This is a genomic window from Halomonas sp. 328 (assembly GCF_015645095.1).
Taxonomy (GTDB): domain Bacteria; phylum Pseudomonadota; class Gammaproteobacteria; order Pseudomonadales; family Halomonadaceae; genus Bisbaumannia.
Genome location: NZ_JADOTW010000005.1, coordinates 62,156 through 88,153 on the forward strand (window position 1 = coordinate 62,156; position 25,998 = coordinate 88,153).

20 protein-coding genes are annotated in these 25,998 nt (G+C 68.1%); all 20 read left to right on the forward strand.

Features of this window, described 5'->3' with window-relative positions; translation table 11 throughout:
• The first annotated feature begins 40 nt into the window (after positions 1-40).
• The 20 genes from IHD13_RS03445 (at position 41) to IHD13_RS03535 (ending at position 25,984) form a co-directional block, all read left to right on the forward strand.
• Positions 41-649, forward strand: coding sequence for a LysE/ArgO family amino acid transporter (locus IHD13_RS03445; protein WP_195859642.1), 609 nt, complete (start codon positions 41-43; stop codon positions 647-649).
• Between the two features lie 232 nt (positions 650-881).
• Positions 882-1,988 carry a 4-hydroxyphenylpyruvate dioxygenase gene (gene hppD, locus IHD13_RS03450; protein ID WP_195859643.1) on the forward strand — a complete coding sequence of 369 codons (1,107 nt, stop codon included), beginning with the start codon at positions 882-884 and terminating at the stop codon, positions 1,986-1,988.
• Between the two features lie 159 nt (positions 1,989-2,147).
• On the forward strand, positions 2,148-3,608 hold the full coding sequence (locus IHD13_RS03455; protein ID WP_195859644.1) for a sodium-dependent transporter: 1,461 nt from the start codon (positions 2,148-2,150) through the stop codon (positions 3,606-3,608).
• Between the two features lie 180 nt (positions 3,609-3,788).
• On the forward strand, positions 3,789-4,655 hold the full coding sequence (gene cobA / locus IHD13_RS03460) for a uroporphyrinogen-III C-methyltransferase (protein ID WP_195859645.1): 867 nt from the start codon (positions 3,789-3,791) through the stop codon (positions 4,653-4,655).
• 112 nt (positions 4,656-4,767) lie between these two features.
• Positions 4,768-6,492: an ATP-binding protein gene (locus IHD13_RS03465; protein ID WP_195859646.1), complete on the forward strand. Its 1,725-nt coding sequence runs from the start codon at positions 4,768-4,770 to the stop codon at positions 6,490-6,492.
• Complete coding sequence (locus IHD13_RS03470) at positions 6,485-7,216, forward strand: response regulator (protein WP_195859647.1); 732 nt, start codon at positions 6,485-6,487, stop codon at positions 7,214-7,216. Before IHD13_RS03465 ends, IHD13_RS03470 begins: the two co-directional genes overlap by 8 nt.
• Before the next feature lie 160 nt (positions 7,217-7,376).
• Positions 7,377-8,390: a tripartite tricarboxylate transporter substrate binding protein gene (locus IHD13_RS03475; protein ID WP_195859648.1), complete on the forward strand. Its 1,014-nt coding sequence runs from the start codon at positions 7,377-7,379 to the stop codon at positions 8,388-8,390.
• Positions 8,391-8,462: 72 nt separating this feature from the next.
• Positions 8,463-8,945, forward strand: coding sequence for a tripartite tricarboxylate transporter TctB family protein (locus IHD13_RS03480; RefSeq protein ID WP_195859649.1), 483 nt, complete (start codon positions 8,463-8,465; stop codon positions 8,943-8,945).
• 24 nt (positions 8,946-8,969) lie between these two features.
• Positions 8,970-10,466, forward strand: a complete 1,497-nt coding sequence (locus tag IHD13_RS03485; protein ID WP_195859650.1) for a tripartite tricarboxylate transporter permease — start codon at positions 8,970-8,972, stop codon at positions 10,464-10,466.
• 161 nt (positions 10,467-10,627) lie between these two features.
• Positions 10,628-12,433, forward strand: coding sequence for an acyl-CoA dehydrogenase C-terminal domain-containing protein (locus IHD13_RS03490; RefSeq protein WP_195859651.1), 1,806 nt, complete (start codon positions 10,628-10,630; stop codon positions 12,431-12,433).
• 20 nt (positions 12,434-12,453) lie between these two features.
• Positions 12,454-12,579, forward strand: coding sequence for a hypothetical protein (locus IHD13_RS18425; RefSeq protein WP_268246210.1), 126 nt, complete (start codon positions 12,454-12,456; stop codon positions 12,577-12,579).
• A 263-nt stretch (positions 12,580-12,842) separates the two neighbouring features.
• Positions 12,843-14,675, forward strand: coding sequence for an allophanate hydrolase (atzF, locus tag IHD13_RS03495; protein ID WP_195859652.1), 1,833 nt, complete (start codon positions 12,843-12,845; stop codon positions 14,673-14,675).
• Entirely contained in the window at positions 14,672-18,337 is a 3,666-nt protein-coding gene (gene uca / locus IHD13_RS03500; protein WP_195859653.1) for an urea carboxylase, read from the forward strand. Before atzF ends, uca begins: the two co-directional genes overlap by 4 nt.
• Positions 18,337-19,062 (forward strand): GntR family transcriptional regulator, encoded by a 726-nt coding sequence (locus IHD13_RS03505; RefSeq protein ID WP_230086118.1) that lies wholly within the window; start codon positions 18,337-18,339, stop codon positions 19,060-19,062. The genes uca and IHD13_RS03505 overlap by 1 nt, the downstream gene beginning before the upstream one ends.
• 70 nt (positions 19,063-19,132) lie before the next feature.
• Positions 19,133-20,464 (forward strand): urea ABC transporter substrate-binding protein, encoded by a 1,332-nt coding sequence (gene urtA, locus IHD13_RS03510; RefSeq protein ID WP_195859654.1) that lies wholly within the window; start codon positions 19,133-19,135, stop codon positions 20,462-20,464.
• Between the two features lie 169 nt (positions 20,465-20,633).
• Positions 20,634-22,187, forward strand: coding sequence for an urea ABC transporter permease subunit UrtB (urtB, locus tag IHD13_RS03515; protein ID WP_230086127.1), 1,554 nt, complete (start codon positions 20,634-20,636; stop codon positions 22,185-22,187).
• 3 nt (positions 22,188-22,190) lie between these two features.
• On the forward strand, positions 22,191-23,336 hold the full coding sequence (gene urtC, locus IHD13_RS03520; protein ID WP_195859656.1) for an urea ABC transporter permease subunit UrtC: 1,146 nt from the start codon (positions 22,191-22,193) through the stop codon (positions 23,334-23,336).
• Entirely contained in the window at positions 23,333-24,166 is an 834-nt protein-coding gene (gene urtD / locus IHD13_RS03525; protein ID WP_195859657.1) for an urea ABC transporter ATP-binding protein UrtD, read from the forward strand. The genes urtC and urtD overlap by 4 nt, the downstream gene beginning before the upstream one ends.
• Positions 24,166-24,864 (forward strand): urea ABC transporter ATP-binding subunit UrtE, encoded by a 699-nt coding sequence (gene urtE / locus IHD13_RS03530; RefSeq protein ID WP_195859658.1) that lies wholly within the window; start codon positions 24,166-24,168, stop codon positions 24,862-24,864. Before urtD ends, urtE begins: the two co-directional genes overlap by 1 nt.
• Positions 24,865-25,096: 232 nt before the next feature.
• Positions 25,097-25,984 (forward strand): urease accessory protein UreD, encoded by an 888-nt coding sequence (locus tag IHD13_RS03535; RefSeq protein ID WP_195859659.1) that lies wholly within the window; start codon positions 25,097-25,099, stop codon positions 25,982-25,984.
• Positions 25,985-25,998 lie beyond the last annotated feature (14 nt).

Below are 25,998 nucleotides of genomic sequence, written 5' to 3' on the forward strand. Positions count from 1 at the left end.
CTAGCCTGGGCGCTCCAGTTTCGCATCGAGGAAAGGTGACGTGTGGAGTTCGCTGTTTCATGGGGTGGTGGTGGGGGCCGGGCTGATCATCGCCATCGGGGCCCAGAATGCCTTCGTGCTCAACCAGGGCTTGCGCCGGGAACACGCCTACCTGGTGGCCGCTATCTGTGCCCTCTGTGACTGGCTGTTGATCGGTTTCGGCGTGTTGGGGGTGGGGGCCCTGCTGGCCCAGCAGCCGGCCCTGATCGTCGTGGCGCGCTGGGGTGGGGCCCTGTTCCTGGCCTGGCAGGCGGGGCTGGCACTGCGTCGGGCCGCTGGGGCCCAGGGGTTGGTGGGACCTGGCACGACGCTACGCTCTCGCCGGGTGGTGGTCCTGACCACCCTGGCGGTGACCCTGCTCAATCCCCAGGTCTACCTCGACACCCTGCTCTTGCTGGGAACCATCGGTGCCCTCCAGCCCAGTCCGCTGGGGTTCATGATAGGGGCGGCCCTGGCCTCCTGTGCCTGGTTCTTCGGCCTGGTGGGGGCCGCTGCCTGGCTGGCGCCCCGCCTGGCCAGTCCCAGGACCTGGCGACTGATCGATCTGGGGATCGCCGCCATGCTGGGCTGGGTGGCCTGGCAACTGGCTAGCGGGAGCATGCTGGCATAACGTTGTCACGTTTTCTTTACGGCCTGTCAGGTCGTCGCACCACTCGGGGGGCGCTATCCGGCGGGGGGCGGGGGGTGTAAGAAGAAGTTTACGTCAGGTGCCGCTGGGCGCCGGGAATTGCTGGGCCTTGCCGGCGATGGTGCCATTCCCGGCGCGCCTCCCGGGCCCTAGCCTGTAGCCATCCCGCCCGGTGATGACCGGGTCAAGACGACACAACAACCGGAGGCTCACCATGAACGCCGTGGCACAGACCCAGACGACCGCCCAGGTCTCGCCCCATAACCCCATCGGCACCAATGGCTTTGAATTCGTCGAGTTCACCGCCCCGGATGCCGCAGGCATCGAGGCCCTGCGTGGGCTCTTCACCCAGCTGGGCTTCACCGAGACCCGCAAGCACCGCTCCAAGCAGGTGTTCCTCTTCCAGCAGGAGGGGGTGAACTTCGTCCTCAACGCCGAGCCGGGCAGCCATGCCGCCGAGTTCGCCCGCGTCCACGGCCCCAGCGCCTGCGCCATGGCCTGGAAGGTGGCCGACGCCAAGCAGGCCTACGAACACGCCCTGGCCAATGGCGCCGAGGCCATGGAGAACCCGGTGGGCCCCGGCGAGGTGGGGATTCCCGCGGTCAAGGGCATCGGTGGGTCGCTGCTCTACTTCGTCGACGACCAGCTCGACGACCAGGGGCGCACCATCTATGACATCGATTTCGAGGCCATCGACGGGCGTACCGCTCAGGATAACAGCGTCGGTCTCAAGGTCCTCGACCACCTGACTCACAACGTGGACCGCGGCCAGATGGACGTCTGGGCCGACTTCTACACCCGCATCGCCAATTTCCGCGAGATCCGCTACTTCGATATCGAAGGCAAGATGACCGGGCTCTTCTCCCGGGCCATGACCGCCCCCTGTGGCAAGATGCATATCCCCATCAACGAGTCCGCCGACGACAACTCCCAGATCGCCGAATTCCTGCGCGAGTACAACGGCGAGGGGATCCAGCACCTGGCCATGGCCACCGACGATATCTACGCCACCGTCAAGGCGCTCAAGGCCAAGGGTGTCACCTTCCTCACCACCCCGGACACCTACTACGAGAAGGTCGATGCCCGGGTCCCCAACCACGAGGAGAACCTCGAGGAGCTGCGCGAGCTGAGCCTGCTGGTGGACGGTGCGCCGGACCAGGGCGTGCTGCTGCAGATCTTCACCGAGACCGTGATTGGTCCGATCTTCTTCGAGATCATTCAGCGCAAGGGTAACGACGGCTTCGGCGAGGGCAATTTCAAGGCCCTGTTCGAATCCATCGAGGAGGATCAGATTCGCCGCGGCGTGCTCAAGGCCGACTAAGCGATACCGCCGTCCCGATTCGGGGCGGCGGTTTTGCTACAAGTCAGGCCTTAGTGTCAAGCTTGGTGGTATAAACAGATTTTCCATTTGGTCTAATGGCTAGATAGCGACAAATAACGCTAAAATCATCGACAACAACAAGTGCTGTAAGGTATCCCGATGACGACGACAAATGATGCACCCAAGACCCTCTGGCTTGGGCGATGGGGTTTCGTGCTGGCGGCCACCGGTTCCGCGGTGGGCCTGGGCAATATCTGGAAGTTTCCTTACATCACCGGCGAGTTCGGCGGTGGTGCCTTCGTGCTGGTCTACCTGGCCTGCATCCTGGCGGTGGGCGTGCCCATCATGATGGCGGAGATCAGCTTCGGTCGGCGTGGCCGTGGCAGCCCCATCGATGCGATTCGCCGGGTGGTGCAGGAGTCCGGCGGCGGCAGCTTCTGGTCGCTCTTCGGCTGGATGGCCATGCTCTGCGGCTTCATGATCCTGACCTTCTATGTGGTGGTGGCCGGCTGGTCCTTCTCCTACCTGTGGAAGATGCTCAGCGGTGGCCTGGCGGGCTCCAGCGTCGGTGACATGGCGGCCATCTTCGAGGCCAATAACGCCAACCCCTTCAGCCTGGGCGCCTGGAGCACCCTGGTCACCGTGCTGACCATGGTGATCGTCGGCAAGGGCGTGCAGGCGGGCATCGAGCGCAGCGTCAGCTGGATGATGCCCGGCATGGTGGTGATGCTGGCGATCCTGATCGTCTACGGCATCTTCTCCGGTGGCTTCGGCGAGGCCTTCGCCTTCCTGTTCTCCTTCAATACCGACGGCCTGACCAGCGAAGGGCTGCTGGCGGCCCTGGGCCATGCCTTCTTCACCCTCTCCCTGGCCTCCGGTGCCATCCTCACCTATGGCTCCTACCTGCCCAAGGGACACTCCATCGCGCGCACCACCTTCAGCGTGGCCATCGCCGATACCGTGGTGGCGCTGATGGCAGGCCTGGCGATCTTCCCGATCATCTTCGCCAACGGCATGAGCCCGGGGGGCGGCCCGGGGCTGATCTTCATGAGCCTGCCGCTGGCCTTCCAGGCCATGCCGCTGGGCACCCTGTTCGGCATCCTCTTCTTCCTGATGCTCTCTATGGCGGCGTTGACTTCCTCCATCTCGATGATCGAGGCCACCGTGGCCTGGCTCACCGACAACAAGGGGCTGTCCCGCAAGCAGGCTTCCTGGGGCGTGGGGATCGTGCTGTGGCTGGTCAGCACCCTGGCGATGCTCTCGTTCAACTGGGGCGCCGACTGGACCCTGGCCGGGCGTAACTTCTTCGACTGGCTCGACTACCTCACCTCGCGCTGGATGATGCCCCTGGGTGGCCTGGGTACCGCCTTGATGGCCGGCTTCCTGCTGCGCAACGAGCTGTTCAAGGAGGAGCTGGGACTCTCCAACGTTCAGCACGCCCTCTGGCTGTTCATGATCCGCTACGTCAGCCCGCTGGGCATCGTGCTGATCTTCGTCGATGCCCTGGGCCTGGCCAGCCTCAACCTGGCCGCCCAGTGGCCCTGGCTGCTGGCCCTGTTGATCGCCTTCACCGCGGTGGGCGAGCTGGCCAGCCCACGGCTCAAGCGCCAGTTCTCCTGAGTCGCGACGACTCTGCTGGTCCTGCGACCCCCGCCTGGTGCGGGGGTCGTCTTTTTTGGCTAAGCTGCGGCGCCATGGTGATTGGCCGGATAGGGCACAAGACCTTATATTTGGCTATAAGAAATCCTTTCTATCGATTAAAATAGAATATATCGACCCGCGCGCCCCAGGAGCCCGACCATGATCGCCAGCGATGCCCCCGCCACCGATGCCCAGCGCCTGGCGCTGCTGCGCGACTTCCCCCGCGGCCAGGTGACCCTGGTGGGGGCGGGGCCCGGTGATCCGGAGCTGCTGACCCTCAAGGCCCTCAAGCGACTCCAGGTGGCGGAGGTGATCCTCCACGATCGCCTGGTCAGTGCCGAGATCCTGGCCCTGGCCAATCCCCAGGCGCGCTGCCTCTATGTGGGCAAGGCGCGCTCGCAACATAGCCTGCCTCAGGAGGGCATCAACCAGGCCCTGGTGGAGTGGGCCCAGCAGGGCAAGCGGGTGGTGCGCCTCAAGGGCGGCGATCCCTTTATCTTCGGCCGCGGCGGCGAGGAGCTGGAGACCCTGGCCGCGGCCGGCGTGGCCTTCGAGGTGATCCCCGGGGTGACCGCCGCCGCCGGCTGCGGCGCCTATGCGGGCATTCCCTTGACCCATCGCGATCACGCCCAGTCGGTGCGCTTCGTCACCGGCCATCTCAAGGACGGCAGTTGCGACCTGGACTGGCCGGCCCTGGCCCGGCCGGGACAGACCCTGGTCTTCTATATGGGCCTGGGCAGCCTGGAGATTATCCGCACCCAGCTGCAGGCCCATGGCATGGCCGCCGAGACACCGCTGGCGCTGGTGGAGCAGGGCACCACGGCGCGCCAGCGGGTGCACCGGGGGACCCTGGCCGCGTTGCCCGAGGCGCTGCGCTCGGGGGCGGTGCGGCCGCCGACCCTGATCATCGTCGGCAGCGTGGTGAACCTCCATGACCGCCTGGCCTGGTTTCGTGGCGACAGTGCCAGCCAGGGCTGGGAGGAGGGCAAGCACCCCACCCCCCAGGCCAACAGTCGCAGCGCCTGAGCCGCACCCTCGGCCCTTGATACCCGGCCGCCGCAGCCCCCGATCTGGCCCCGGCGCTTGATACCCCGCGGCCGCATGCGACAATGTCCGCACCCTCGATGCGGACTCTGCTATGGCCACTCCACTCCCAGATGCCCTGTCATGGCGCCGGCGCGGTCAGCGTCGGCGTCGCCTGCGCAGCTTTCGCCTGCAGGTGATGCTGCTGGTGGGAGCCCTGCTGGCGGGCATGCTGCTGGCCCAGGGCGCCTACCTCAATCACCGCAAGGCGGAGATCATCGCCGATCAGATGGGGCAGCGGGCCCTGGCGGTGGCGCTGAGCGTGGCGGCGATTCCCGAAGTGATCGCCGCCTTCGATCGCGCCGATCCCAGCGTCACCATCCAGCCCATCGCCGAACGTATCCGTCGCGAGACCGGCGCCCGCTACGTGGTGGTGGGGGACCGGCAGGGCATTCGGCTGGCCCATCCGCTGCCGGAGCGCCTGGGGCTACCCATGGTGGGTGGCGACAACGACCGGGCGCTGGTTCACGGCGAGTCCTATGTCTCCGAGGCCACCGGCTCCCTGGGCGAGGCGATCCGCGGCAAGACCCCGGTGGTCGATGGCCAGGGCAATATCGTCGGCATCGTCTCGGTGGGCTTCATGCTCAACCGGGTGGCCATGGACGTGGGGCGCTACACCGGCCTGAGCTGGGCACTGGTGGCACTGATGGTGGTGCTGGGTTTCGCCGGGGCCTATGGGCTGTCGCGTCACCTCAAAAAGGTGATCCTGGGGCTCGAGCCCCACGAGATCGCCCGCCTGGCCATGGAGAAGGAGGCGATCCTGCAGTCGATTCACGAGGGCATCCTGGCCATCAATCGGGAGGGGCGCATCACCCTGGTCAACCAGCAGGCGCGGCGTTTCCTGGGCCTGCCCGACGAGCGTCAGGTGCTCGGCGAGCCGGTGCAGGAGGTGGTGCCCAACTCGCGGCTGCTGGAGGTGCTGGAGCGGGGCGAGCAGCAGTTCGACCAGCAGATGTGGCTGGGCGATCACCCCGTGGTGGTCAACCGGGTGCCGGTGCGCTACGACGGCCAGATCGAGGGGGCCGTGGCCACCTTCCGCAGCCGCCGCGAGATCGTCGAGCTCTCCCAGGCCCTGAGCCAGGCGAGTCGCGACGTGGACATGCTGCGTGCCCAGGCCCATGAGTTCTCCAACAAGCTCTACACCATCGCCGGTCTGCTGCAACTGGAGCGGGTCCGCGAGGCCCTGGCGCTGATTCACCAGGAGAGCGCCCAGCAGCAGGCGCGGATGAGCTTCCTGCGCGACCATGTGGCGGATCCGGTGCTCAGCGGTACCCTGCTGGGCAAGCTGACCCGAGCCCGGGAGCTGGGGGTGACGTTGGAGATCGATCCCGACAGTTCCCTGGGGGCGCCCCTTACCGCCACCGGCCAGGAGGTGCTGATGAGCGTGATCGGCAACCTGCTCGACAACGCCTGCGATGCGGCCCTGCAGAAGGGGGGGCAGGGCGGTGATGGCGAGCCGGGCGAGGGGGCTCGGGTGCGACTCTTCTTCACCGACCTGGGCGAACAACTGCTGATCGAGGTGGAGGATAACGGCCCCGGGGTGCCCGTCGAGCGGGCCGCGACGATCTTCGAAGAGGGTTTCTCCACCAAGCCCGGCAAGCACCGCGGCATTGGCCTGGCCCTGGTGGCCCGGTTGTGCCGCCAGCACGGTGGCGAGATCACCCTGGAGGAGAGCGAGCTGGGCGGCGCCGCCTTTACCGCGGTGCTCGACAAGTCGCTGTGCCAGGCCCCGGCCGCCAGCGATCCCCCGTCGATAGCACAAGGATACGTCGATGAGTGAACCCGAGTACGGCATCCTGATCATCGAAGATGATTTCCGTATTGCCGAGATCCATCGCGCCTTCGTGGAGCGCAGTCCCGGCTTCCGCGTCATGGGCGTGGCCAAGAGCGCCGCCGAGGCCCGCACCCTGCTGGCCGAGGTCGGTGACGCCATCCAGCTGGTGCTGCTGGACGCCTATATTCCCGATGTCCGGGGGCTGGAGCTGCTGTGGGAGCTCAGGCGCGATCATGGTCACCTGGATATCGTCATGATCACCGCCGCCAAGGAGGTGGAGACCATTCAGGAGGCGCTGCGGGGCGGGGTCTTCGACTACCTGATCAAGCCCAGCGAGGAGTCGCGCATGGCCCAGATGCTGGCGCGCTTTCGCGACGAGCGCTCGGCCCTGGCCGGCAAGGCGGAGATGAGCCAGGAGGAACTCGACCGGGTGATGGGCCGGGGGCGCGCCGCGAGCGAGGTGGCGGGGGGCTCCCGGGGACTGCCCAAGGGCATCGATCGCCTGACCCTGGCCAAGGTGGTGGAAGGGCTCGAGGCCCTCGGCGAGCCCGCCACCGCCATGCAGGCCGCCCGACAGATCGGTGCCAGCCGTTCCACGGCGCGGCGTTACCTGGAGTTCCTGGTCTCGGTGGGCGTGGCAGCGGCGGAACTGGGCTATGGTGATGTGGGGAGGCCCGAGCGGCGCTATCGCCTGGTGGGCAGCGCCATACCCTGGCTGGAGGCGCCTTGAGCGCCGGGGTCAGGGTGCCGTGAACAGAATGGACAAAATGGCCAGAATGCTCGTTTTGTCCTTTATGGTCACAAGCTTGTTGAGGTAAAGGGGCTCTCCTAAGGTTCGGTGGTACGCCCAAGGGCGACTCACAACAACAGACCTAACGTCGGAGAACGCCATGACCGCCACGCCCCTCACTTCTCGCAAGCCCGGCCTCAAGCGCCTCGCCCTGCTGGCCCTGCCGCTGGCCGCTCTGGCCGGAACCTCTACCGCCCAGGCCGACTGGGAGCCGACCCGCCCGGTGGAGTTTATCGCCCCCGCCAACCCCGGCGGTGGCTGGGACACCCTGGTGCGCACCGTTTCCCGGGTGCTCCAGGAGGAGGGCCTGGCCGAACGCAACTTCGCCCCCATCAATGTGCCGGGGGGCGGCGGTGCCGTGGCCTGGGCGCAGATCGCCCGGGACGGCGGCAACCCCCATAAGCTGTTCGCCACCAGCCCGCCCATCATCCTGGTGCCCCTGGCCGGCACCTCGCGCTTCGACCACAGCGACTTCACCCCCATCGCCCGGCTGATCACCGATTACTCCATCGTGCTGGTGCCGGCGGACTCCGAGTACCAGGACCTCAACGACCTGCTCGAGGCGGTGCGCGAGAACCCCAGCCTGAGCATCGGTGGCGGAAGCGCCCCGGGTTCCATGGATCATATCTCCATGGCCGGCCTGGCCGCCGCCGCGGGCCTGGAGGCGGCCAGCGTCAACTATATCGCCTTCTCCGGCGGGGGCGAGGCCATGACCAACCTGATGGGCGGCCATGTGGCGGCGGTGATCACCGGCGCCGGCGAGGCCGCCGGCCAGCTGGGCGAGGGCAGCGGGATTCGCGCCCTGGGGGTCTCTTCCCCCGAGCGCCTGAGCGGCGTGCTCGCCGAGGTGCCCACCTACCAGGAGCAGGGCATCGACTACGGCTTCGATATCTGGCGTGGCGTCATGGGCACCCCGGACATGCCGGAAGAGGCGGTGGCCTACTACGAGGCGCTGTTCGTCGAGATGCTCGAGACCGAGGGCTGGCAGCAGGCCCGCGATCAACTGGGCTGGCTCGATGCCTACCAGGATGGCGAGACCTTCGGCGCCTTCCTCGATGCCCAGCGCGAGCAGTTCAGCGAGATCCTCGGCGACCTGGGCCTGCTGGGCCGCTGATCCCTCGCCTCTCCTTCCCGACTCAAGCCGCGCCGGCGGGGCCTCGTCCCGCCGGCGCGAGGTGGCACTCCCATGACACGACTCAATACCAATCAGATCCTGGCGATCCTGATCGCCCTGCTGGCCCTGGGCTACCTGGCCATGGCCTTCCAGATCCCCAGCTTCCCGCTACCACGGCCGGTGGATTCCGACCTCTTTCCCAAGGTGCTGGGCTTCGTGTTGCTGGGCCTGGCGGGGCTGCTGTTCCTGGAGCGCCCCGGCGTCGATGAGGTGCCCCATGAGCCCAGCGCCGAGGAACGGGCGCTGCCGCTGTTGCTGCGGCCCTGGTCGCGGGTGGTGATCACCGCCCTGGCGATCGCCGCCTATGCGCTGCTGCTGGTGCCCCTGGGCTTCGTGCTGACCTCCACGGCACTGGTCTTCGGCCTGGCTCGTTACTACGGCTACCGCCGCTACGGCGTCAACCTGGCGACCGCCCTGGGCGTGGTACTGGTGCTCTACCTGCTGATGACCCGGGTCATGGACGTCTACCTGCCTACCGGCCCGCTGCCCCTGTGAGCCCCAGCCCGAGAGAGCCTGCCCATGGAATCCTTGAATAACCTGATGTATGGCTTCGGCATCGCGCTGGAGCCGATGAACCTGGTCTATGTCTTCGCCGGGGTCTTCGCCGGCACCATCATCGGCATGTTGCCGGGGCTCGGCCCCATCAGCGCCCTGGCGCTGATGATCCCGCTGACCTTCGCCATGGAGCCCTCCTCGGGACTGATCCTGATGGCGGGGGTCTACTATGGCGCCATCTTCGGTGGCTCCACCTCCTCGATCCTGCTCAATGCCCCCGGCGTGGCGGGTACCGTCGCCACCTCCTTCGACGGCTACCCCCTGGCCAAGCAGGGGCTGGCCGGCAAGGCCCTGGCCATCGCCGCCTACGCCTCCTTCGTCGGTGGCACCATCTCCATCGTCTTCCTGATGTTGGTGGCGCCGCTGCTCGGCAAGGTGGCGGTCAGCTTCGGCCCCGCCGAGTACTTCGCGCTGATGGTGCTGGGCCTGACCGCGGTGGTCTCGCTCTCCGACAAGTCCCTGGTCAAGGGGCTGATCGCCGCCGTGGTCGGGGTGATGATCTCGATCATCGGTATCGACCTGCAGACCGGCACCGAGCGCTATACCCTCGGCACCCTGCACCTGCTCGACGGCATCGACTTCCTGGTGGTGGCGCTGGGCATCTTCGCCCTGGCCGAGGTCTTCTACATGCTGCTGCGGGGCGGGGGTGGCAAGGAGCAGCCACGCAACGCCATCGGCTCCCTGAAGCTGTCGAAGTCCGAGGTCAAGGACATCGCCCCGCCCATCGGGCGTAGCTCGGTGCTGGGCTTCTTCACCGGGGTACTGCCCGGGGCCGGGGCCACCATCGGCTCCTTCCTCGGCTACAGCATGGAGAAGCGCCTGGCCAAGGACGGTGACACCTTCGGCAAGGGCAATATCAAGGGGGTGGCCGCCCCCGAGGCCGCCAACAATGCCGCCTGCACCGGCTCCTTCGTGCCGCTGCTGACCCTCGGCGTACCGGGGTCCGGCACCACGGCGGTGCTGCTCGGCGCCCTGCTGGTGATGGGCGTGACTCCGGGGCCGGCGATGCTGGTGGACCGTCCGGACGTCTTCTGGGGGGTGATCGCCAGCATGTACATCGGCAATATCTTCCTGCTGGTGCTCAACCTGCCGCTGATCCCACTGATCGCCAAGATCCTCGATATGCCGCGGCCGCTGCTGCTGGCGCTGATCCTGATCTTCTGCATGGTGGGGGTCTACGGCATGAGCTTCAGCATCTTCGACTTGCTGCTGCTGCTCGGCTTCGGCCTGATTGGCCTGGGCATGCGGTTGTTCGGCTTCCCCACCGCGCCGCTGATCCTGGCGCTGATCCTCGGCGATATCATGGAGGAGTCGATGCGCCGCGCCCTGCAGATCTCCGGCGGCGACTGGATGACCTTTATCGACAAGCCGATCTCCCTGGCGCTGCTGGTGGTGGCGGCCCTGTCGCTGACCCTGCCGCTGATCAAGAAACTGGTGGTGGCGCGCCGCGCCCGGGTCTGAGCCAGCTCGACTCTGCCTGCCCATCGACGGGGCCGCGCCTGGCGCGGCCCCGTCGTCGTCTGCGCCCAAGGTCGGTATGACAGGGCGGGCCTGGGGCGCTATGATTGAAACAAGTGTTTTAATTTTCCATCGCTTTCAATCGCCACTCCAAGGAGAGCCCCATGGCCAGCTACCGCGCCCCGCTCCGTGACATGCGCTTCATCCTCAACGAGGTCTGCCAGGCCCCCGAGGCCTGGGCCGCCATGCCTGCCACCCAGGCCCTGGATGCCGGCCTGGCTGAGGCGATCCTCGAGGAGGGGGCCCGGGTCACCGGCGCCGAGCTCTTCCCCCTCAACCAGAGCGGCGACGCCGAGGGGTGTCGCTTCGAGGGCGGTGAGGTGCGCACCCCGGCGGGTTTCCAGGCCGCCTTCGCGACCCTGGCCGAGGGCGGCTGGTTCGGCCTGGGGGGCAACCCGGAGCATGACGGCCAGGGCATGCCCAAGCTGCTCACCGTGGCCTTCGAGGAGATGCTCTACGCTACCAATACCGGCTTCGCCCTCTATCCGGCGCTGAACAGCGGCGCCACCCTGCTGCTCGACAGCCACGCCGATGCGGCCACCAAGGCGTGCTATCTGCCGAGGATGTATGCCGGCCAGTGGCTGGGCACCATGTGCCTCACCGAACCCCACTGCGGCACCGACCTGGGGCTGATCAAGACCCGCGCCGAACCGCTGGATGAGGGGCGCTATGCGATCACCGGCACCAAGATCTGGATCACCGGCGGCGAGCACGATATGGCCGAGAACATCGTTCACCTGGTGTTGGCCAAGTTGCCGGACGCCCCGGCGGGCTCCCGGGGTATCTCGCTGTTCCTGGTGCCCAAGTTCAAGGTCGACGACCAGGGCGAGCTCGGCGAGCGCAATGCCCTGAGCTGCGGTGGCCTGGAACACAAGATGGGCATCAAGGGCAGCGCCACCTGCGTGATGAACTTCGACGGCGCCGAGGGCATCCTGATCGGTGAGCCCCACCAGGGCCTGGCGGCCATGTTCACCATGATGAACTACGAGCGCCTCTCCATCGGCATCCAGGGCCTCGGCCTCGGCGAGGTGGCCTACCAGAGCGCCATGGACTTCGCTCGGGAGCGGCGCCAGAGCCGCGCCCCGAGCGGGCCGGCCGAGCCCGAGGCCGCCGCCGATCCCATCCTGGTGCATCCCGATGTGCGCCGCATGGCCCTTGATGTGCGGGCCTGGAACGAAGGCGGTCGCGCCTTCACCGCCTTCGTCGCCGGTCAGCTCGACCTGGCCAAGTTCCACCCCGAGGCGGCGGTGCGGGAGGAGGCCGATGCGCTGGTGGCGCTGCTCACCCCGGTGGCCAAGGCCTTCCTCACCGATCGTGGCTTCGAGGCCACGGTCACCGCCCAGCAGCTCTATGGCGGCAACGGCTACTGCGTGGAGTGGGGCGCCGAGCAGTACGTGCGCGATGCGCGCATCGCCATGATCTACGAGGGCACCAACGGCATCCAGGCCATGGACCTGGTGGGACGCAAGCTGGCCCGCAACCGCGGCGCCTACCTGACCCGCTTCGCCGCGGCCATGCGCGCCGACCTGGCCGCGGGGGGCGACGCCGAGATCGCCGATTTCCGCGATGCCGCCGGCCAGGCCCTGGCCCGCCTCGAGGCGGTCAGCGATGGCCTGCTGGCACGCGGAGCCACGGATCCCAACGAGCTGGGGGCCGCCGCCACCGACTATCTGGAGCTGCTGGGCCTGGTCGCCTACGCCTGGATGTGGTGGAAGATGGCTCGGGCCGCCCGCCACGGCCTGGCCGCGGACGGCGCCAGCGGCGAGGCCTTCTATCGCGCCAAGCTGGCGGTGGGGCGGTATTTCCTGAGCCGCCAGCTGCCCAAGACGCTGACCCTGGAGGCACGCATCCAGGGCGGTGTCGAGCCACTGATGCACCTGGCCGAGGAGGCCTTCTACCCGGTCGATTGATTCACGGCCCGAGCGCCCCGGTGGGGCGCTCTTTATTCGGCCTTAGCCGCCAGCTGCCCAAGACGCTGACCCTGGAGGCACGCATCCAGGGCGGCGCCGGGCCGCTGATGGGCCTGGCCGAGGAGGCCTTCTATCCGATCGATTGATGGATCGATTCCCCCATGATGCAGCCGCCAGGGCGTCCGAGAGGACGCCCTGCTGCGTTCTCGGCGCTACTCGGCCGATGGTGGTGCAATGCCACCGGGTCATGCACCCCGATGGTGGGGTGGGGCCATGGCACCGGGGGTGCCTGAGGTCGGGGCGCCTGCTTAATCCATTGATTTTAAATATTTAATTTTCTGTCCGCCCGTCTTGGCGCGATTCATGCCCTTCTCCTTGTATACCAGTTGGCATACCACAAGGAGGCGTGATGTTACCGCAGCTAGAGGGCATCGGTTGGACCCTGGGACGTTGGCAGAAGGCGCAGCGGGACGGGCGGGGACTGGAGCGACTGCAACGGCTCTCCCTGGCGCTCGATGCCGAGGACCCGGCATGGATCGAGCGGGTGGATGCCGAGCGTCTGGAGGCGCAGTGGGTCGCCCTCGCGGCCCGGGAGGCGAAGGGAGAGGCGCTGCCGCTCTATGGCGTGCCCTTCGCCATCAAGGACAACATCGATGCACGGGGCTGGCCGACCACTGCGGCCTGCCCGGCGTTCGCCTATCGGGCCGAGCAGGATGCCGGCGTGGTGGCACGGCTGCGTGAGGCCGGGGCGATCCTGATTGGCAAGACCAACCTCGATCAGTTCGCCACCGGCCTGGTGGGAACTCGCTCACCCTATGGCGCGGTGCCCAACACCTTCGATGCCCGCTATGTCTCCGGGGGCTCCAGCTCGGGGTCGGCCTCGGTGGTGGCTCGAGGGCTGGTGCCCTTCGCCCTGGGCACCGATACCGCGGGGTCGGGACGGGTGCCCGCCGGCTTCAACAACATCGTCGGCCTCAAGCCGACCCGTGGCTGGTTGTCGACCTCGGGCGTGGTGCCGGCTTGCCGCTCCCTGGACTGCGTCTCGATCTTCGCCCTGAGCGTCGAGGATGCCGCCTGGGTGGCGGCATTGATCGGGGAGGGCGGCGAGGATGCCCGTGACCCTTATGCGCGCCTCGATCCCCGAACCGCCCCGGCGGCCATGCCCCGGCGCCCGAGGCTGGCGATTCCCGACACCCTGATCTTCTTCGGTGACCGGCAGATGCAGGCCGCCTTCGCCCGGGCCCGGGAGACGCTCGGGGAGCTGGCGGAATTGGTCGAGATCGATTTTCGTCCCTTCGCCGAGCTGGCCGAGCTGCTCTATCGGGGACCCTGGGTCGCCGAGCGCACCCATGCGGTCGGCGAACGCCTGCTGGCGCACCCCGAGTGCCTGGATCCGACGGTGGCCGCCATCGTTCGCCAGGGCCACGACTACGATGCCCTGGCCACCTTCGAGGCCGACTATCGACGCATGGCCCTGAGCCGGGAGATTCGCCAGGCGCTGGCCGAGGTGGACGCCCTGGTGGTGCCGACCTCGCCGACGCTGCGCACCCTCGCCGAGATGGCGGAGGAGCCGATTCACTACAACAGTCAATTCGGTACCTACACCAACTTCACCAACCTGGCCGACCTCTGTGCCCTGGCGCTGCCCGCGCCCTGGCGCGACGACGGCCTGCCCGCAGGCATTACCCTGATCGCCCCGGCCTGGCACGACCGTGCCCTGGCCGATTTCGGGTGCCGCTGGCAGGCGCACTGCGCCTTGCCTCTGGGCGCCACCGGGCTGGCCTGGCACGAGGCCGCCGAGTCGCCGGTGGCTCGGCCCTCGCCAGCGGCCGGCTGGGTGCGCCTGGCGGTGGTCGGCGCCCATCTCACCGGCATGCCTCTCAATCACCAGCTCACCAGCCGGCGGGCCAGCCTGGTCGAGGCCACTCACACCGCCCCGGAGTATCGGCTCTACGCCCTGGCCGGCACCGTGCCGCCCAAGCCGGGGCTGGCGCGCGACCCGCGCCATGGCGCTGCCATCGCGGTGGAGCTCTGGGACCTTCCCTTGGCGAATTTCGGTGAATTCGTCGCCGAGATCCCGGCGCCGCTGGGCATCGGGACCCTGCGCCTGGCCGATGGCCGCGAGGTCAAGGGCTTCATCTGTGAGCCCTGGGCGCTGGAGGAGGCCACCGATATCACCCATTTCCAGGGGTGGCGTGCCTACATGGCCCACCGTCAAGCCGAGCCGGAGGTGCTGTCATGAGTCCGCTGTCGTCGCCCCGCTTCACCAAGGTGCTGGTCGCCAACCGTGGCGAGATCGCCTGTCGCGCCTTGCGTACCCTGCAACGGCTCGGCATCACCGGGGTGGCGGTCTATGCCGAGGATGACCGCGATGCCCTGCATGTGCGTCAGGCCGACGAGGCGATCTCTCTGGAGGGGCGCCGGGCCGAGGAGAGCTACCTCGCTATCGATAAGATCCTCGCCGCGGCGCATCGCAGCGGTGCCCAGGCGATCTATCCCGGCTATGGCTTCCTCTCCGAGAGTGCGGAGTTCGCCCGGCGCTGCGAGCAGGAGGGCATCGCCTTCGTCGGCCCGACTCCCCGACAGATCCAGGATTTCGGCCTCAAGCACCGTGCCCGCGAGCTGGCCGAAGGGGCCGGGGTGCCGTTGCCGCCGGGCAGTGGCCTGCTCGATGACGTCGAGCAGGCGCTCGAGGCGGCCCGCGAGATCGGCTACCCCGTGATGCTCAAGAGCACCGCCGGTGGTGGCGGTATCGGCATGACCCGCTGTGTCGACCCGGCGGCACTGCGCGAGGCCTTCGATGGCGTGGCGCGCCAGGGCCAGCAGTATTTCGGTGACGGCGGCGTCTTCCTGGAGCGCTGTATCGATCGCGCCCGGCACGTGGAGGTGCAACTGCTCGGCGATGGCCAGGGGCGGGTGGTGGCCCTCGGCGAGCGTGACTGCTCGCTGCAGCGCCGCCATCAGAAGGTGGTCGAGGAAACGCCGGCGCCGCGCCTGCCGGCGGCGACCCGTCAGGCACTCCTGGCCGCCGCGGTGCGGCTGGGCGAGAGCGTGGCCTATCGCAGTGCCGGCACGGTGGAGTTTATCTATGACGAGGCCGCCAACGCCTTCTACTTCCTCGAGGTCAATACCCGCTTGCAGGTGGAGCATCCGATCACCGAGGCCGTGACCGGTCTCGACCTGATCGAGCAGATGCTGCGTGTCGCCGCCGGCCAGCCCCTGGGGGCGGAGCTCGACACGATCGCTCCCCAGGGGGCGGCCATCGAGGTGCGCCTCTATGCGGAGAATCCGCTCAAGGCCTTCCTGCCTAGCCCGGGCACCCTGGATGAGGTGCACTTCCCGCGCTTGCCGGGGGTGCGTATCGACGGCTGCGTGGAGAGCGGCAGCGAGGTGCCGTCGGGCTTCGATCCGATGATCGCCAAGCTGATCGCCCATGGGGCGGATCGCGATGAGGCCCTGGCTCGCCTGGAGGCGGCCCTGGATGCCACCCGGCTCTATGGCATACCCACCAACCTCGACTACCTGCGCGCCGTGGTACGCGACCCGGCCTTCCGGCGTGGGGAGGTCTCGACCCGGGCCCTGGATGCCTTCCATTTCCATGGCCGCAGTCTCGAGGTGGTGGTGCCCGGCACTTACACCAGCGTCCAGGACGTGCCCGGCCGGCTCGGTTACTGGGATATCGGAGTACCGCCCTCCGGCGCCATGGATGATCGCGCCCTGCGGCTGGCCAATCGTATCGTCGGTAACCGGCCCGAGGCGGCGGGGCTCGAGTGCACCCTGGAGGGACCGACCCTGCGCTTCCATAGCGATGCCATGATCGCCCTGACCGGGGCCCCGGCCCCGGCGACCCTGGATGGCGTGCCGGTGGCCTTCCATGCCCCGGTGGCGGTCGCCGCCGGCCAGACCCTGGCGGTGGGGCGGGCGGAGGCGGGGTGTCGTACCTACCTGGCGCTGCGCGGGGGGCTGGACGTTCCGCTCTACCTGGGCAGTCGTTCCACCTTCGCCCTGGGGCACTTCGGGGGGCATGGCGGCCGGGTGCTGCGTGCCGGCGACTTCCTCGACCTGATGCGCGAGCCCCTGGTGGCCTGTGAGCCGATGGCCGCCCCCGAGGGTCTGGTGCCCGACTATGGCCGAACCTGGCAGATCGGGGTGCTGCTCGGCCCTCATGGGGCGCCGGACTTCTTCACCGAGCCGGCCATGGCGACCTTCTTCGCCAGCGAGTGGGAGGTCCACTACAACGCCAATCGGCTCGGGGTGCGCCTGGTCGGGCCGACCCTGGAGTGGGCGCGACGCGATGGTGGCGAGGCCGGCCTGCACCCCTCCAATGTCCACGACTGCGAGTATGCCATCGGCGCCATCAACTTCACGGGCGATAGCCCGGTGATCCTGATGAAGGACGGCCCTAGCCTGGGAGGCTTCGTCTGCCCGGTGACCATCGCCCGGGCGGAGTTGTGGAAGGTCGGGCAGGTCAAGCCGGGCGATCGGATCCGCTTCGTGGCCATCGATGTGGCCCGGGCCGTGGCACTGGAGCGCGCCTGGGACCGGGCGCTGGCGACACTCACTCCCCCCGCCGCCGAGTGGCGGGCGCCGCTGCCCCATGAGCCGGCCCTGCTGGCGGTGTCGGACGACGGCGGCTCGCCCTGCGTGCTGGCATCGCTGGCGGCCCGCGACGGCCGGCCGGCGGTGGCGTACCGCCAGGCCGGGGATGGCTATGTGCTGCTGGAGTACGGGGAGAATCGCCTCGACCTGGTCAATCGGGTGCGGGTGCATCTGCTGATGGAGGCGATCCAGGCGGCGGCCCTCGATGGCGTCCTGGAGCTAGCCCCCGGGGTGCGCTCCTTGCAGATCCGCTACGACGGCCAGCGGCTGCACCAGGCGACCCTGATCGAAGCGCTGCTGCGCCTGGAGGAGGCGTTGCCGGATCCGCGGACGGTCAGTCTGCCCAGCCGGGTGCTGCACCTGCCCATGGCCTTCGAGGACTCGGCGACCCTGGAAGCGGTCCAGCGCTACCGTGAAACGGTGAAGGACACCGCCCCCTGGCTGCCCAATAACGTCGACTTCCTGGCTCGCATCAATGGCGTCAGCCGGGAGCAGGTGCGGCGCACCCTGCACGAGGCCCGTTATCTGGTGCTGGGGCTGGGAGACGTCTATCTGGGGGCGCCTTGTGCCGTGCCCCTCGACCCCCGGCATCGCCTGCTCAGCTCCAAGTACAACCCGGCCCGCACCCATACCGCCGAGGGAACCGTGGGGATCGGCGGCATGTACCTGTGTATCTATGGCATGGATTCGCCGGGGGGCTACCAACTGGTCGGGCGTACCGTGCCGATCTGGAACACCCACTGCCGCAACCCGCAGTTCGCGGAGGGGGCACCCTGGTTGCTGCGTTTCTTCGACCAGGTGTGCTTCTACCCGGTCGATGAGGCCGAGCTGGCCACCCTGCGCGAGGACTTTCGCGAGGGACGCCTGGCGCTGCGCATCGAGGCGTCGACCTTCGACGTGGGCGAGTACCTGCGCTTCCTCGATGACCAGGCGCAGAGCATCGCCGATTTCCAGGCCAATCAGCAGCGGGCATACCGCCAGGAGGTGGGACGCTGGAGTGCCGAGGACATCGCCCCTAAGGCGCTGTCGAGCGTCCCCGTCGTCGCCGAGGATGCCCTGGAGGAAGGGGCCGAGGCGGTGACGGCCGAGATCGCCGGTACCGTCTGGAAGTGCCTGGTCGCACCCGGCGCCCGAGTGGTCGAGGGCGAGCCATTGATGGTGCTGGAGGCGATGAAGATGGAGGTGGTGGTGACGGCCCGCGCCACCGGCCGCCTGGGCAGCGTCGACTGCACGCCGGGCATGGCGGTACGCCCCGGGGATCGCCTGGCGGTGATCGAGCCCCTGGAGAGCGAGGTGCAGGCCTGATGGCGGCGATGCATACCCGGCGCCGGGCGGGAGCGTCCCCGACCCTCTCCGAGCGGATCTATGCGCAGCTCAAGCAGATGATCTTCGACTTCGAGCTGCTGCCCGGTGACCTGTTCAGTGAGGCCGATATCGTCGCACGCGTCGGGGCCAGCCGGACCCCGGTGCGCGAGGCCCTCCAGCGGCTGCGCCGCGAAGGCTACCTGGAGGTGCACCTGCGCAGCGGCTGGCAGGTCCGGCCGCTCGACTTCCGCACCCTGGAACAGCTCTATGACGTGCGCATCGTGCTGGAGTGCGCGGCCCTGGAGCGGCTCTGTGCCATGGCCGAGCCGCCACCGGCGATCGTCGCCCTGTGTGGCGTCTGGGACGTGCCACTGGCCCGGCGGCGTGGCGACGAGGCGCTGAGCGAGGAGGACCGGGCGTTCCATACGAGCCTGGTGGCGGCCGCCGGGAACGACGAGATGGCACGGATCCATCGCGACGTCAGCGAGCGGATCCATATCGTGCGGCGCCTGGACTTCACCCAGGCGGCGCGCATCTCGGCCACCTATGACGAGCACGCGGCGATCCTCGAGGCCATCGTCCGGCGCCGTGCCGATCTCGCCAAGCGCTTGATGAGTGACCATATCGCGGTCAGCCGCGACGAGGTCCGCAAGATCACCCTGCATATGCTGCACGAAGCCCGTGAGCGGCATGCCAGGGAGGAAAAGGCGTGGGGAACCCCATGACCCCGCGCTCCGACAGCCAAGCGCAGGCCCCGTGCCTGTCGACAACACCCATGACCCTCAGGAGAGTCCCATGACCCCGAGTCACAACAACAAGATTCTGGCCGCTTCGGCCCTGGCCCTGTCGATCGCTGGCGCGAGTGCCGCCCAGGCCCAGGACGCGGATCCCATCCGGATCGGTATCCTGCACTCCCTCTCCGGCACCATGGCGATCAGCGAATCGACCCTCAAGGACACCGTGGAGATGCTGATCGATCAGCAGAACGCCGAGGGTGGCCTACTGGGCCGGCCCCTCGAGGCGGTGGTGGTGGATCCGGCCTCCAATTGGCCGCTGTTCGCCGAGCGCGCCCGGGAGCTGCTCGCCCAGCACGAGGTGGACGTGGTCTTCGGCAACTGGACCTCGGTGTCGCGCAAGGCGGTGCTGCCGGTCTTCGAGGAGCTCAATGGCCTGCTCTTCTATCCGGTGCAATACGAGGGCGAGGAGTCCTCGGAGAACGTCTTCTACACCGGGGCGGCGCCCAACCAGCAGGCCATTCCGGCAGTGGAGTACCTGATCAACGAGGTGGGCATCGAGCGCTTCGCCCTGTTGGGTACCGACTATGTCTACCCGCGCACCACCAATCGCATCCTCGAGGCCTACCTCCAGGAGGAGCATGGGGTGGCGGACGACGACATCCTCGTCGACTACACCCCCTTCGGCCACTCCGACTGGCAGAACATCGTCGCCGAGGTACGCCGTTTCGGCGCCGAAGGCAAGCCCACAGCGGTCATTTCCACCATCAACGGCGACGCCAACGTGCCCTTCTACCGGGAACTGGCCAACCAGGGCATCGATGCCGCCGACATCCCGGTGATCGCCTTCTCGGTAGGCGAGCAGGAACTGACCGGCATCGACACCGCTCCGCTGGTGGGTCACCTGGCCGCCTGGAACTACTTCATGAGCGTCGACACCGACACCAACTACGACTTCATCGACGCCTGGATCGACTGGACCGGCGACGAGGAGGCGGTCACCAACGATCCCATGGAGGCTCACTATATCGGCTTCAACATGTGGGCGGAGGCGGTGCGCAAGGCCGGCACCACCGATGTCGACGCCGTCAAGGACGCCATCATCGGGGTCACCGTGCCCAACCTCTCCGGCGGCTATGCGGCGATGATGCCCAACCACCACATCACCAAGCCGGTGCTGATCGGCGAGGTGCAGGACAATGGCCAGTTCGACATCGTCTGGCAGACGCCTTCCTCCGTGGCCGGCGACGCCTGGTCCGACTACCTGCCCGGCTCCCGGGACCTGATCAGCGATTGGCGCGCCCCGCTGCGCTGCGGCAACTTCAACGTGGCCACCGGCAGCTGTGGTGGCAGCAACGCCGCCGCCGAGGCCGAGGCGGCGCTGGCCGAGTGAGCCCCATCCCCCGCCGGCCCGGCGGGGGAGCACGCCTGCCCATGAATTCCGACTACCGAGGAAAGCCCCGATGAGCAATGTCCCCCGGTCACGGCCGGTCGAGGCAAGGGGTGGCGCGGCCAGCGGCCCGATCCACCACGCCTTGCTGCTTCTGCTGTTATGCCTGCTGATGCTACCCGTCGGCGCCCAGGCCCAGGGCGAACGGGATGCCGAGGCCATCGCCCTGCTGGAGGCGCTGGACGTGCGTGCCTATGCCGACAAGGCCCGCGCCATCGAGGCCATCGTCGGCAGCGACGATCCCCGCGCCCTGGACTGGCTCCAGGCGCTGCTCGATGGCCGCCTGCAGCGCACCGAAGCGGGGCGCTTCGTGGTGGTGCTCGACAACCGCGGCCGCGACTGGCCGGTAGCGGATGCCCTGAGCGGCGAGGCGTTGGGCGAGATGTCACGCCGCGAGCTGGACCGCATCGGCATCAACAACGCCCTGCGCAACCAGCTGCGCAGCGCCATCGCCGTGGTCGACCTCTACTCCCCGGATCTCGACCTGCGGCGCGCCTCCGCCGAGCGGCTGCTCGGCGAGGTGGACGCCGACCTGGCCGTGCCCCTGGCCACGGTGATCGAGGCCGAAACGGATAGCGGGGTGCGCCAGCGGCTGGTCCAGGCCCTGGCCATCTACCGCCTGGAACAGGGCGAGGTGGCCGCCGTGGCCGACCTGGAGGGCAGCCTGCACCCCCGGGTCCGCGTCGCCCTCAACGGCGCTGCCAATGGCGACGACCCGGTGCTGGCCGATGCCGCCCGCCATGCCCTGAATGGCATCGAGCAGATGCTCAAGCTCAACCGCGCTGCCGAGACCCTCTACTTCGGCCTGTCGCTGGGCTCGGTACTGGTGCTGGCAGCGATCGGCCTGGCCATCACCTTCGGGGTGATGGGGGTGATCAACATGGCTCACGGCGAGCTGATCATGCTCGGCGCCTACACCACCTGGGCCATGCAGCAGCTGCTCCCCGGCCAGCCCGGCCTGGCGCTGCTCTTGGCGATTCCCGCCGGTTTCCTGGTGGCGGCGCTGGCGGGGGTGGCCATCGAGCGCGGGGTGATCCAGTTCCTCAAGGGGCGACCCCTGGAGACCCTGCTGGCCACCTTCGGTATCAGCCTGATCCTCCAGCAACTGGTGCGCACCGTAATCTCGCCGCTCAACCGCACCGTGGTGACCCCGGAGTGGATGAGTGGCTCCCTCGCCATCAACGATGCCCTGTCGCTGACCCTCAACCGCCTCTATGTGCTCGGCTTCGCCCTGCTGGTGTTCGCCGCCCTGATGCTGATCATGCGCCGCAGCCGGCTCGGGCTCGAGGTGCGCGCCGTGACCCAGAACCGTGCCATGGCGCGGGCCATGGGGATCCGCGCCACCCGCGTCGATATCCTCACCTTCGCCCTGGGCTCCGGGGTGGCGGGACTCGCCGGGGTGGCGCTCTCCCAGCTCACCAACGTCGGCCCCAACCTGGGCCAGAACTACATCATCGACTCCTTCATGGTGGTGGTGTTCGGCGGGGTGGGGAACCTCTGGGGCACCCTGGTGGCGGGCCTCTCGCTGGGCGTCATCAACCAGGTGCTGGAGCCCTGGGCCGGTGCCGTGCTGGCCAAGATCATCGTGCTCGTCTTCATCATCCTGTTTATCCAGAAGCGCCCCCGCGGACTCTTTCCGCAGAAGGGCCGGGCGGCGGAGGGCTAACCGATGCATTCATCAACGTCGTGGCTGACACGACCCTTTCATGAGCGCTCGACGCGCCTCTTCCTCGGCGTGCTGCTGGCGGCCCTGGTGCTGGTCACGGTGCTGCATGTCGCCGTGCCCCAGGGGCACCCGCTGCACGTCAATGCCTATACCGTCAATCTCTTCGGCAAGTACCTGAGCTATGCGCTGCTGGCGGTGGCGGTGGACCTGGTGTGGGGCTACCTGGGGATCCTCAGCCTCGGCCATGGCGCCTTCTTCGCCCTCGGCGGCTACGCCATGGGCATGTACCTGATGCGCCAGATCGGTGACCGCGGCGTCTACGGGCACCCGGAGCTGCCGGATTTCATGGTCTTCCTCGACTGGCAGAGCCTGCCCTGGTACTGGGCCGGTTTCGACATGGCCTGGTTCGCCTTCCTGATGGTGCTGCTGGCGCCGGGGGCCCTGGCCCTGGTGTTCGGCTTCCTGGCCTTCCGCTCCCGGGTCACCGGGGTCTACCTCTCCATCATCACCCAGGCGCTCACCTTCGCCCTGATGCTGGCCTTCTTTCGCAACGAGATGGGCTTCGGTGGCAACAACGGCCTCACCGACTTCCGCGAGATCCTCGGCTTCAACCTGAGAAGCGACGCCACCCGCCTGGGGCTCTTCATCGCCAGCGGCGTGGCGTTGGCCCTCGGCTATGTGCTGTGCCGGGCCATCGTCGGCAGCAAGCTCGGCCGGGTCTGCGTGGCCACCCGCGACGCCGAGGCGCGCACCCGCTTCCTCGGTTATCGGGTCGAGCGCGTGCAGCTGTTCGTCTTCGTGGTCTCGGCGATGCTGGCGGGGCTGGCCGGCGCCCTCTATGTCCCCCAGGTGGGGATCATCAACCCCAGCGAGTTCTCGCCGCTGTTCTCCATCGAGATCGTGCTCTGGGTGGCACTCGGCGGCCGGGCGACCCTCTACGGGGCGGTGATCGGGGCGATCCTGGTCAACTACGCCAAGACGGTGTTCACCGGGGTGATGCCCGACGCCTGGCTGTTTGCCCTGGGTGGGCTCTTCGTGCTGGTCACCGTCCTGTTGCCCAAGGGCGTGGCGGGGCTGCTCGCCTATCGCGTCCAGGGCCGGCGTCGCCGGCATGACGAGGGAACGGCCGGCAAGGAGGTCTCCGCATGAAACTGCTGCAACAACTGGCCGATCGCGATCGCGTCTTCGATTTCCTGGTTCCCGCCGCCTCCCCGGTGGACGTGCGCCATGGTCCCATCCTCTACCTGGAAGACGTCACGGTGAGCTTCGATGGTTTCAAGGCCATCGACAACCTCAACCTGACCATCGATGACGGGGAATTGCGCTGCATCATCGGCCCCAATGGCGCCGGCAAGACCACCATGATGGACATCATCACCGGCAAGACCTGTCCCGACCAGGGCTCGGTGTGGTTCGGCAGCCGCCATGATCTGCTGACCCTGAACGAGCCGGAGATCGCCAGCCTCGGCATCGGCCGCAAGTTCCAGAAGCCCACGGTCTTCGAGGCGCTCAGCGTCTTCGAGAACCTGGAGCTGGCGATGGCCGCCGACAAGCGCATCCTGCCGACCCTCACCGCCCGCCTGAGCGGTGAGATTCGCGACCGTATCGACGAGGTGCTGGCCACCATCGGCCTGGGCGAGCTGCGCCAGCGGCCGGCGGGGATCCTCTCCCATGGCCAGAAGCAGTGGCTGGAGATCGGCATGCTGCTGATGCAGCGGCCGCGCCTGCTGCTGGTGGATGAGCCGGTGGCCGGCATGACCGAGCAGGAGATGGAGCGTACCGCCGAGCTCCTGACCGGGCTCGCCGGCGAGCAGTCGGTGGTGGTGGTGGAGCACGATATGGGCTTCGTGCGCTCCATCGCCCGCACCGTCACGGTCCTGCACCAGGGCAGCGTGCTGGCGGAGGGAACCATGGACCAGGTGTCCAGCGACCCCAGAGTCATCGAGGTCTACCTGGGTGCCGAGGAGGAGATCGCCTGATGCTCGAGATCGACCAACTGAACCAGTACTACGGCGAGAGCCACACCCTCTGGGACCTGGACCTGGCGGTGCCGGCGGGGCAGTGCACCTGCGTGATGGGCCGCAACGGCGTCGGCAAGACCACCCTGATGAAGGCGATCATGGGGGAGGTGGCGGTGGCCTCCGGCAGCCTCCGCTACGCCGATGACGTGGAGCTGACCCACCAGCGCGTCGAGGCGCGCTCGCGGCTCGGCATCGGCTACGTGCCCCAGGGCCGCCAGATCTTCCCGCTGCTGACGGTGGAGGAGAACCTGCGCACCGGCCTGGCCGCCCGCGGCGACGGCCGCCGCACCATTCCGGAGCGTATCTACGAGCTCTTCCCGGTGCTCGAGGAGATGCGCCACCGCCGCGGTGGTGACCTCTCCGGGGGCCAGCAGCAGCAACTGGCCATCGGCCGGGGGCTCGTCATCGAGCCGCGCCTGCTGATCCTCGACGAGCCGGGGGAGGGCATCCAGCCCAATATCGTCACCCTGATCGGCGAGGTGATCCGCCGGCTGATCGCCGAGGATGGCCTCACCGTGCTGCTGGTGGAGCAGAAGCTGCCCTTCGCCCGCAAGTATGCCGATCGCTTCGTGATCCTGGATCGCGGTCGGCCGGTGGCCAAGGGTGAGATCGGCGAGCTCAGCGATGGCCTGATCAAGGCGCACCTGACCGTCTAGCCACTCGCCTGGAGCGGGAATGCACCTCGACAGTGCCTGTCGGCCTGGTTGGTGCGCCATATTGGTGCTTGCTGGGAGCCGTCATGGCCTCTTCGTGGTGCGGCGCGATGTTTGAATACCGTCGTGTATACAATATAGGGTTTTGATTCTTATGAATAAAAACAGAAATTCACCAGATTGGTACGAGGCTTGCTGAGTGTCTGCGAAACGCCAGCCAATAGGATGCTTGCCGATGACGGCTTCCTTGCCAGTCACCTCGCCAGGCCTCGACTCCGGCCACCGCTTCGATGCCGGCCGCCGCTGGGTGGCATCGCTGGAGCTCGGCTTCGCGGCGCGCCAGGGGGCCACGCGAATGGTCAGGGCGCGTCATCAGGGGCCGCTGCGGGTCCAGCGTCCCTTCTATCCGGAGGGGCGCGACGAGGCCTGCCATGTCTACCTGCTGCACCCCCCCGGTGGCCTGGTCAGCGGGGATGCGCTGACCATCCGGGCCGAGGTCGGGGCGGGGGCCCGGGCGCTGCTGACTACGCCGGCCGCCAACAAGCTCTACCGGGCCGATAGCCTGGGCGTGGCCTGGCAGCAGCATACCGAGCTCGAGGTGGCCGATGGCGGGGTCCTCGAATGGCTGCCCCAGGAGACGCTCGCCTTCGACGGTTCCCGGGGCGAACAGCGCACCCATATTGCCCTCGAGGGTAACGCTCGCTGCCTGGGCTGGGAGGTGCTGGCCCTGGGGCGACCGGCGAGCCGCCTGCCCTATGTCACCGGTTGCATCGAGCAGCGCTTTGCCCTGCATCGTGACGGCCGACCCCTCTGGCTGGAGCGCCAGCCGCTGGACCCGAGGCATCCGCGCTTCCGCGGGCGCTGGGGGCAGGGCGGCGCCAGCGTCCAGGCGACCCTCTGGGCGGTGGGGCTGAATGATGAGCCCGAGGCCATCGAGGCGCTGCGCGAGGCCTTGCCGGCCGGCCCATGCTGGGCGGTGACGCTGCGCCACGGGGTGCTGCTGCTGCGCTACCTGGGCCAGGAGCGCAACGCGGCCTGGGCGCTGTGCGAGGCCGCCTGGCGAGTGCTGCGGCCTCGGCTTATCGGACGTGAGGCGCATCCGCCACGCATCTGGTTTACCTGACACTTGCCTGGAGA

What these genes read in the sequence shown, in the direction of transcription:
- IHD13_RS03490 (WP_195859651.1), top strand. Translation starts at nt 10,628, where the DNA reads ATGGCCAGCTACCGCGCCCCGCTCCGTGACATGCGCTTCATCCTCAAC.
- hppD (WP_195859643.1), top strand. Translation starts at nt 882, where the DNA reads ATGAACGCCGTGGCACAGACCCAGACGACCGCCCAGGTCTCGCCCCAT.
- cobA (WP_195859645.1), top strand. Translation starts at nt 3,789, where the DNA reads ATGATCGCCAGCGATGCCCCCGCCACCGATGCCCAGCGCCTGGCGCTG.
- urtD (WP_195859657.1), top strand. Translation starts at nt 23,333, where the DNA reads ATGAAACTGCTGCAACAACTGGCCGATCGCGATCGCGTCTTCGATTTC.
- IHD13_RS03475 (WP_195859648.1), top strand. Translation starts at nt 7,377, where the DNA reads ATGACCGCCACGCCCCTCACTTCTCGCAAGCCCGGCCTCAAGCGCCTC.
- IHD13_RS03480 (WP_195859649.1), top strand. Translation starts at nt 8,463, where the DNA reads ATGACACGACTCAATACCAATCAGATCCTGGCGATCCTGATCGCCCTG.
- IHD13_RS03485 (WP_195859650.1), top strand. Translation starts at nt 8,970, where the DNA reads ATGGAATCCTTGAATAACCTGATGTATGGCTTCGGCATCGCGCTGGAG.
- IHD13_RS03535 (WP_195859659.1), top strand. Translation starts at nt 25,097, where the DNA reads ATGACGGCTTCCTTGCCAGTCACCTCGCCAGGCCTCGACTCCGGCCAC.
- IHD13_RS03470 (WP_195859647.1), top strand. Translation starts at nt 6,485, where the DNA reads ATGAGTGAACCCGAGTACGGCATCCTGATCATCGAAGATGATTTCCGT.
- urtE (WP_195859658.1), top strand. Translation starts at nt 24,166, where the DNA reads ATGCTCGAGATCGACCAACTGAACCAGTACTACGGCGAGAGCCACACC.
- uca (WP_195859653.1), top strand. Translation starts at nt 14,672, where the DNA reads ATGAGTCCGCTGTCGTCGCCCCGCTTCACCAAGGTGCTGGTCGCCAAC.
- IHD13_RS03465 (WP_195859646.1), top strand. Translation starts at nt 4,768, where the DNA reads ATGGCCACTCCACTCCCAGATGCCCTGTCATGGCGCCGGCGCGGTCAG.
- IHD13_RS03455 (WP_195859644.1), top strand. Translation starts at nt 2,148, where the DNA reads ATGACGACGACAAATGATGCACCCAAGACCCTCTGGCTTGGGCGATGG.
- urtA (WP_195859654.1), top strand. Translation starts at nt 19,133, where the DNA reads ATGACCCCGAGTCACAACAACAAGATTCTGGCCGCTTCGGCCCTGGCC.
- atzF (WP_195859652.1), top strand. Translation starts at nt 12,843, where the DNA reads ATGTTACCGCAGCTAGAGGGCATCGGTTGGACCCTGGGACGTTGGCAG.
- IHD13_RS03505 (WP_230086118.1), top strand. Translation starts at nt 18,337, where the DNA reads ATGGCGGCGATGCATACCCGGCGCCGGGCGGGAGCGTCCCCGACCCTC.
- urtC (WP_195859656.1), top strand. Translation starts at nt 22,191, where the DNA reads ATGCATTCATCAACGTCGTGGCTGACACGACCCTTTCATGAGCGCTCG.
- urtB (WP_230086127.1), top strand. Translation starts at nt 20,634, where the DNA reads ATGCTACCCGTCGGCGCCCAGGCCCAGGGCGAACGGGATGCCGAGGCC.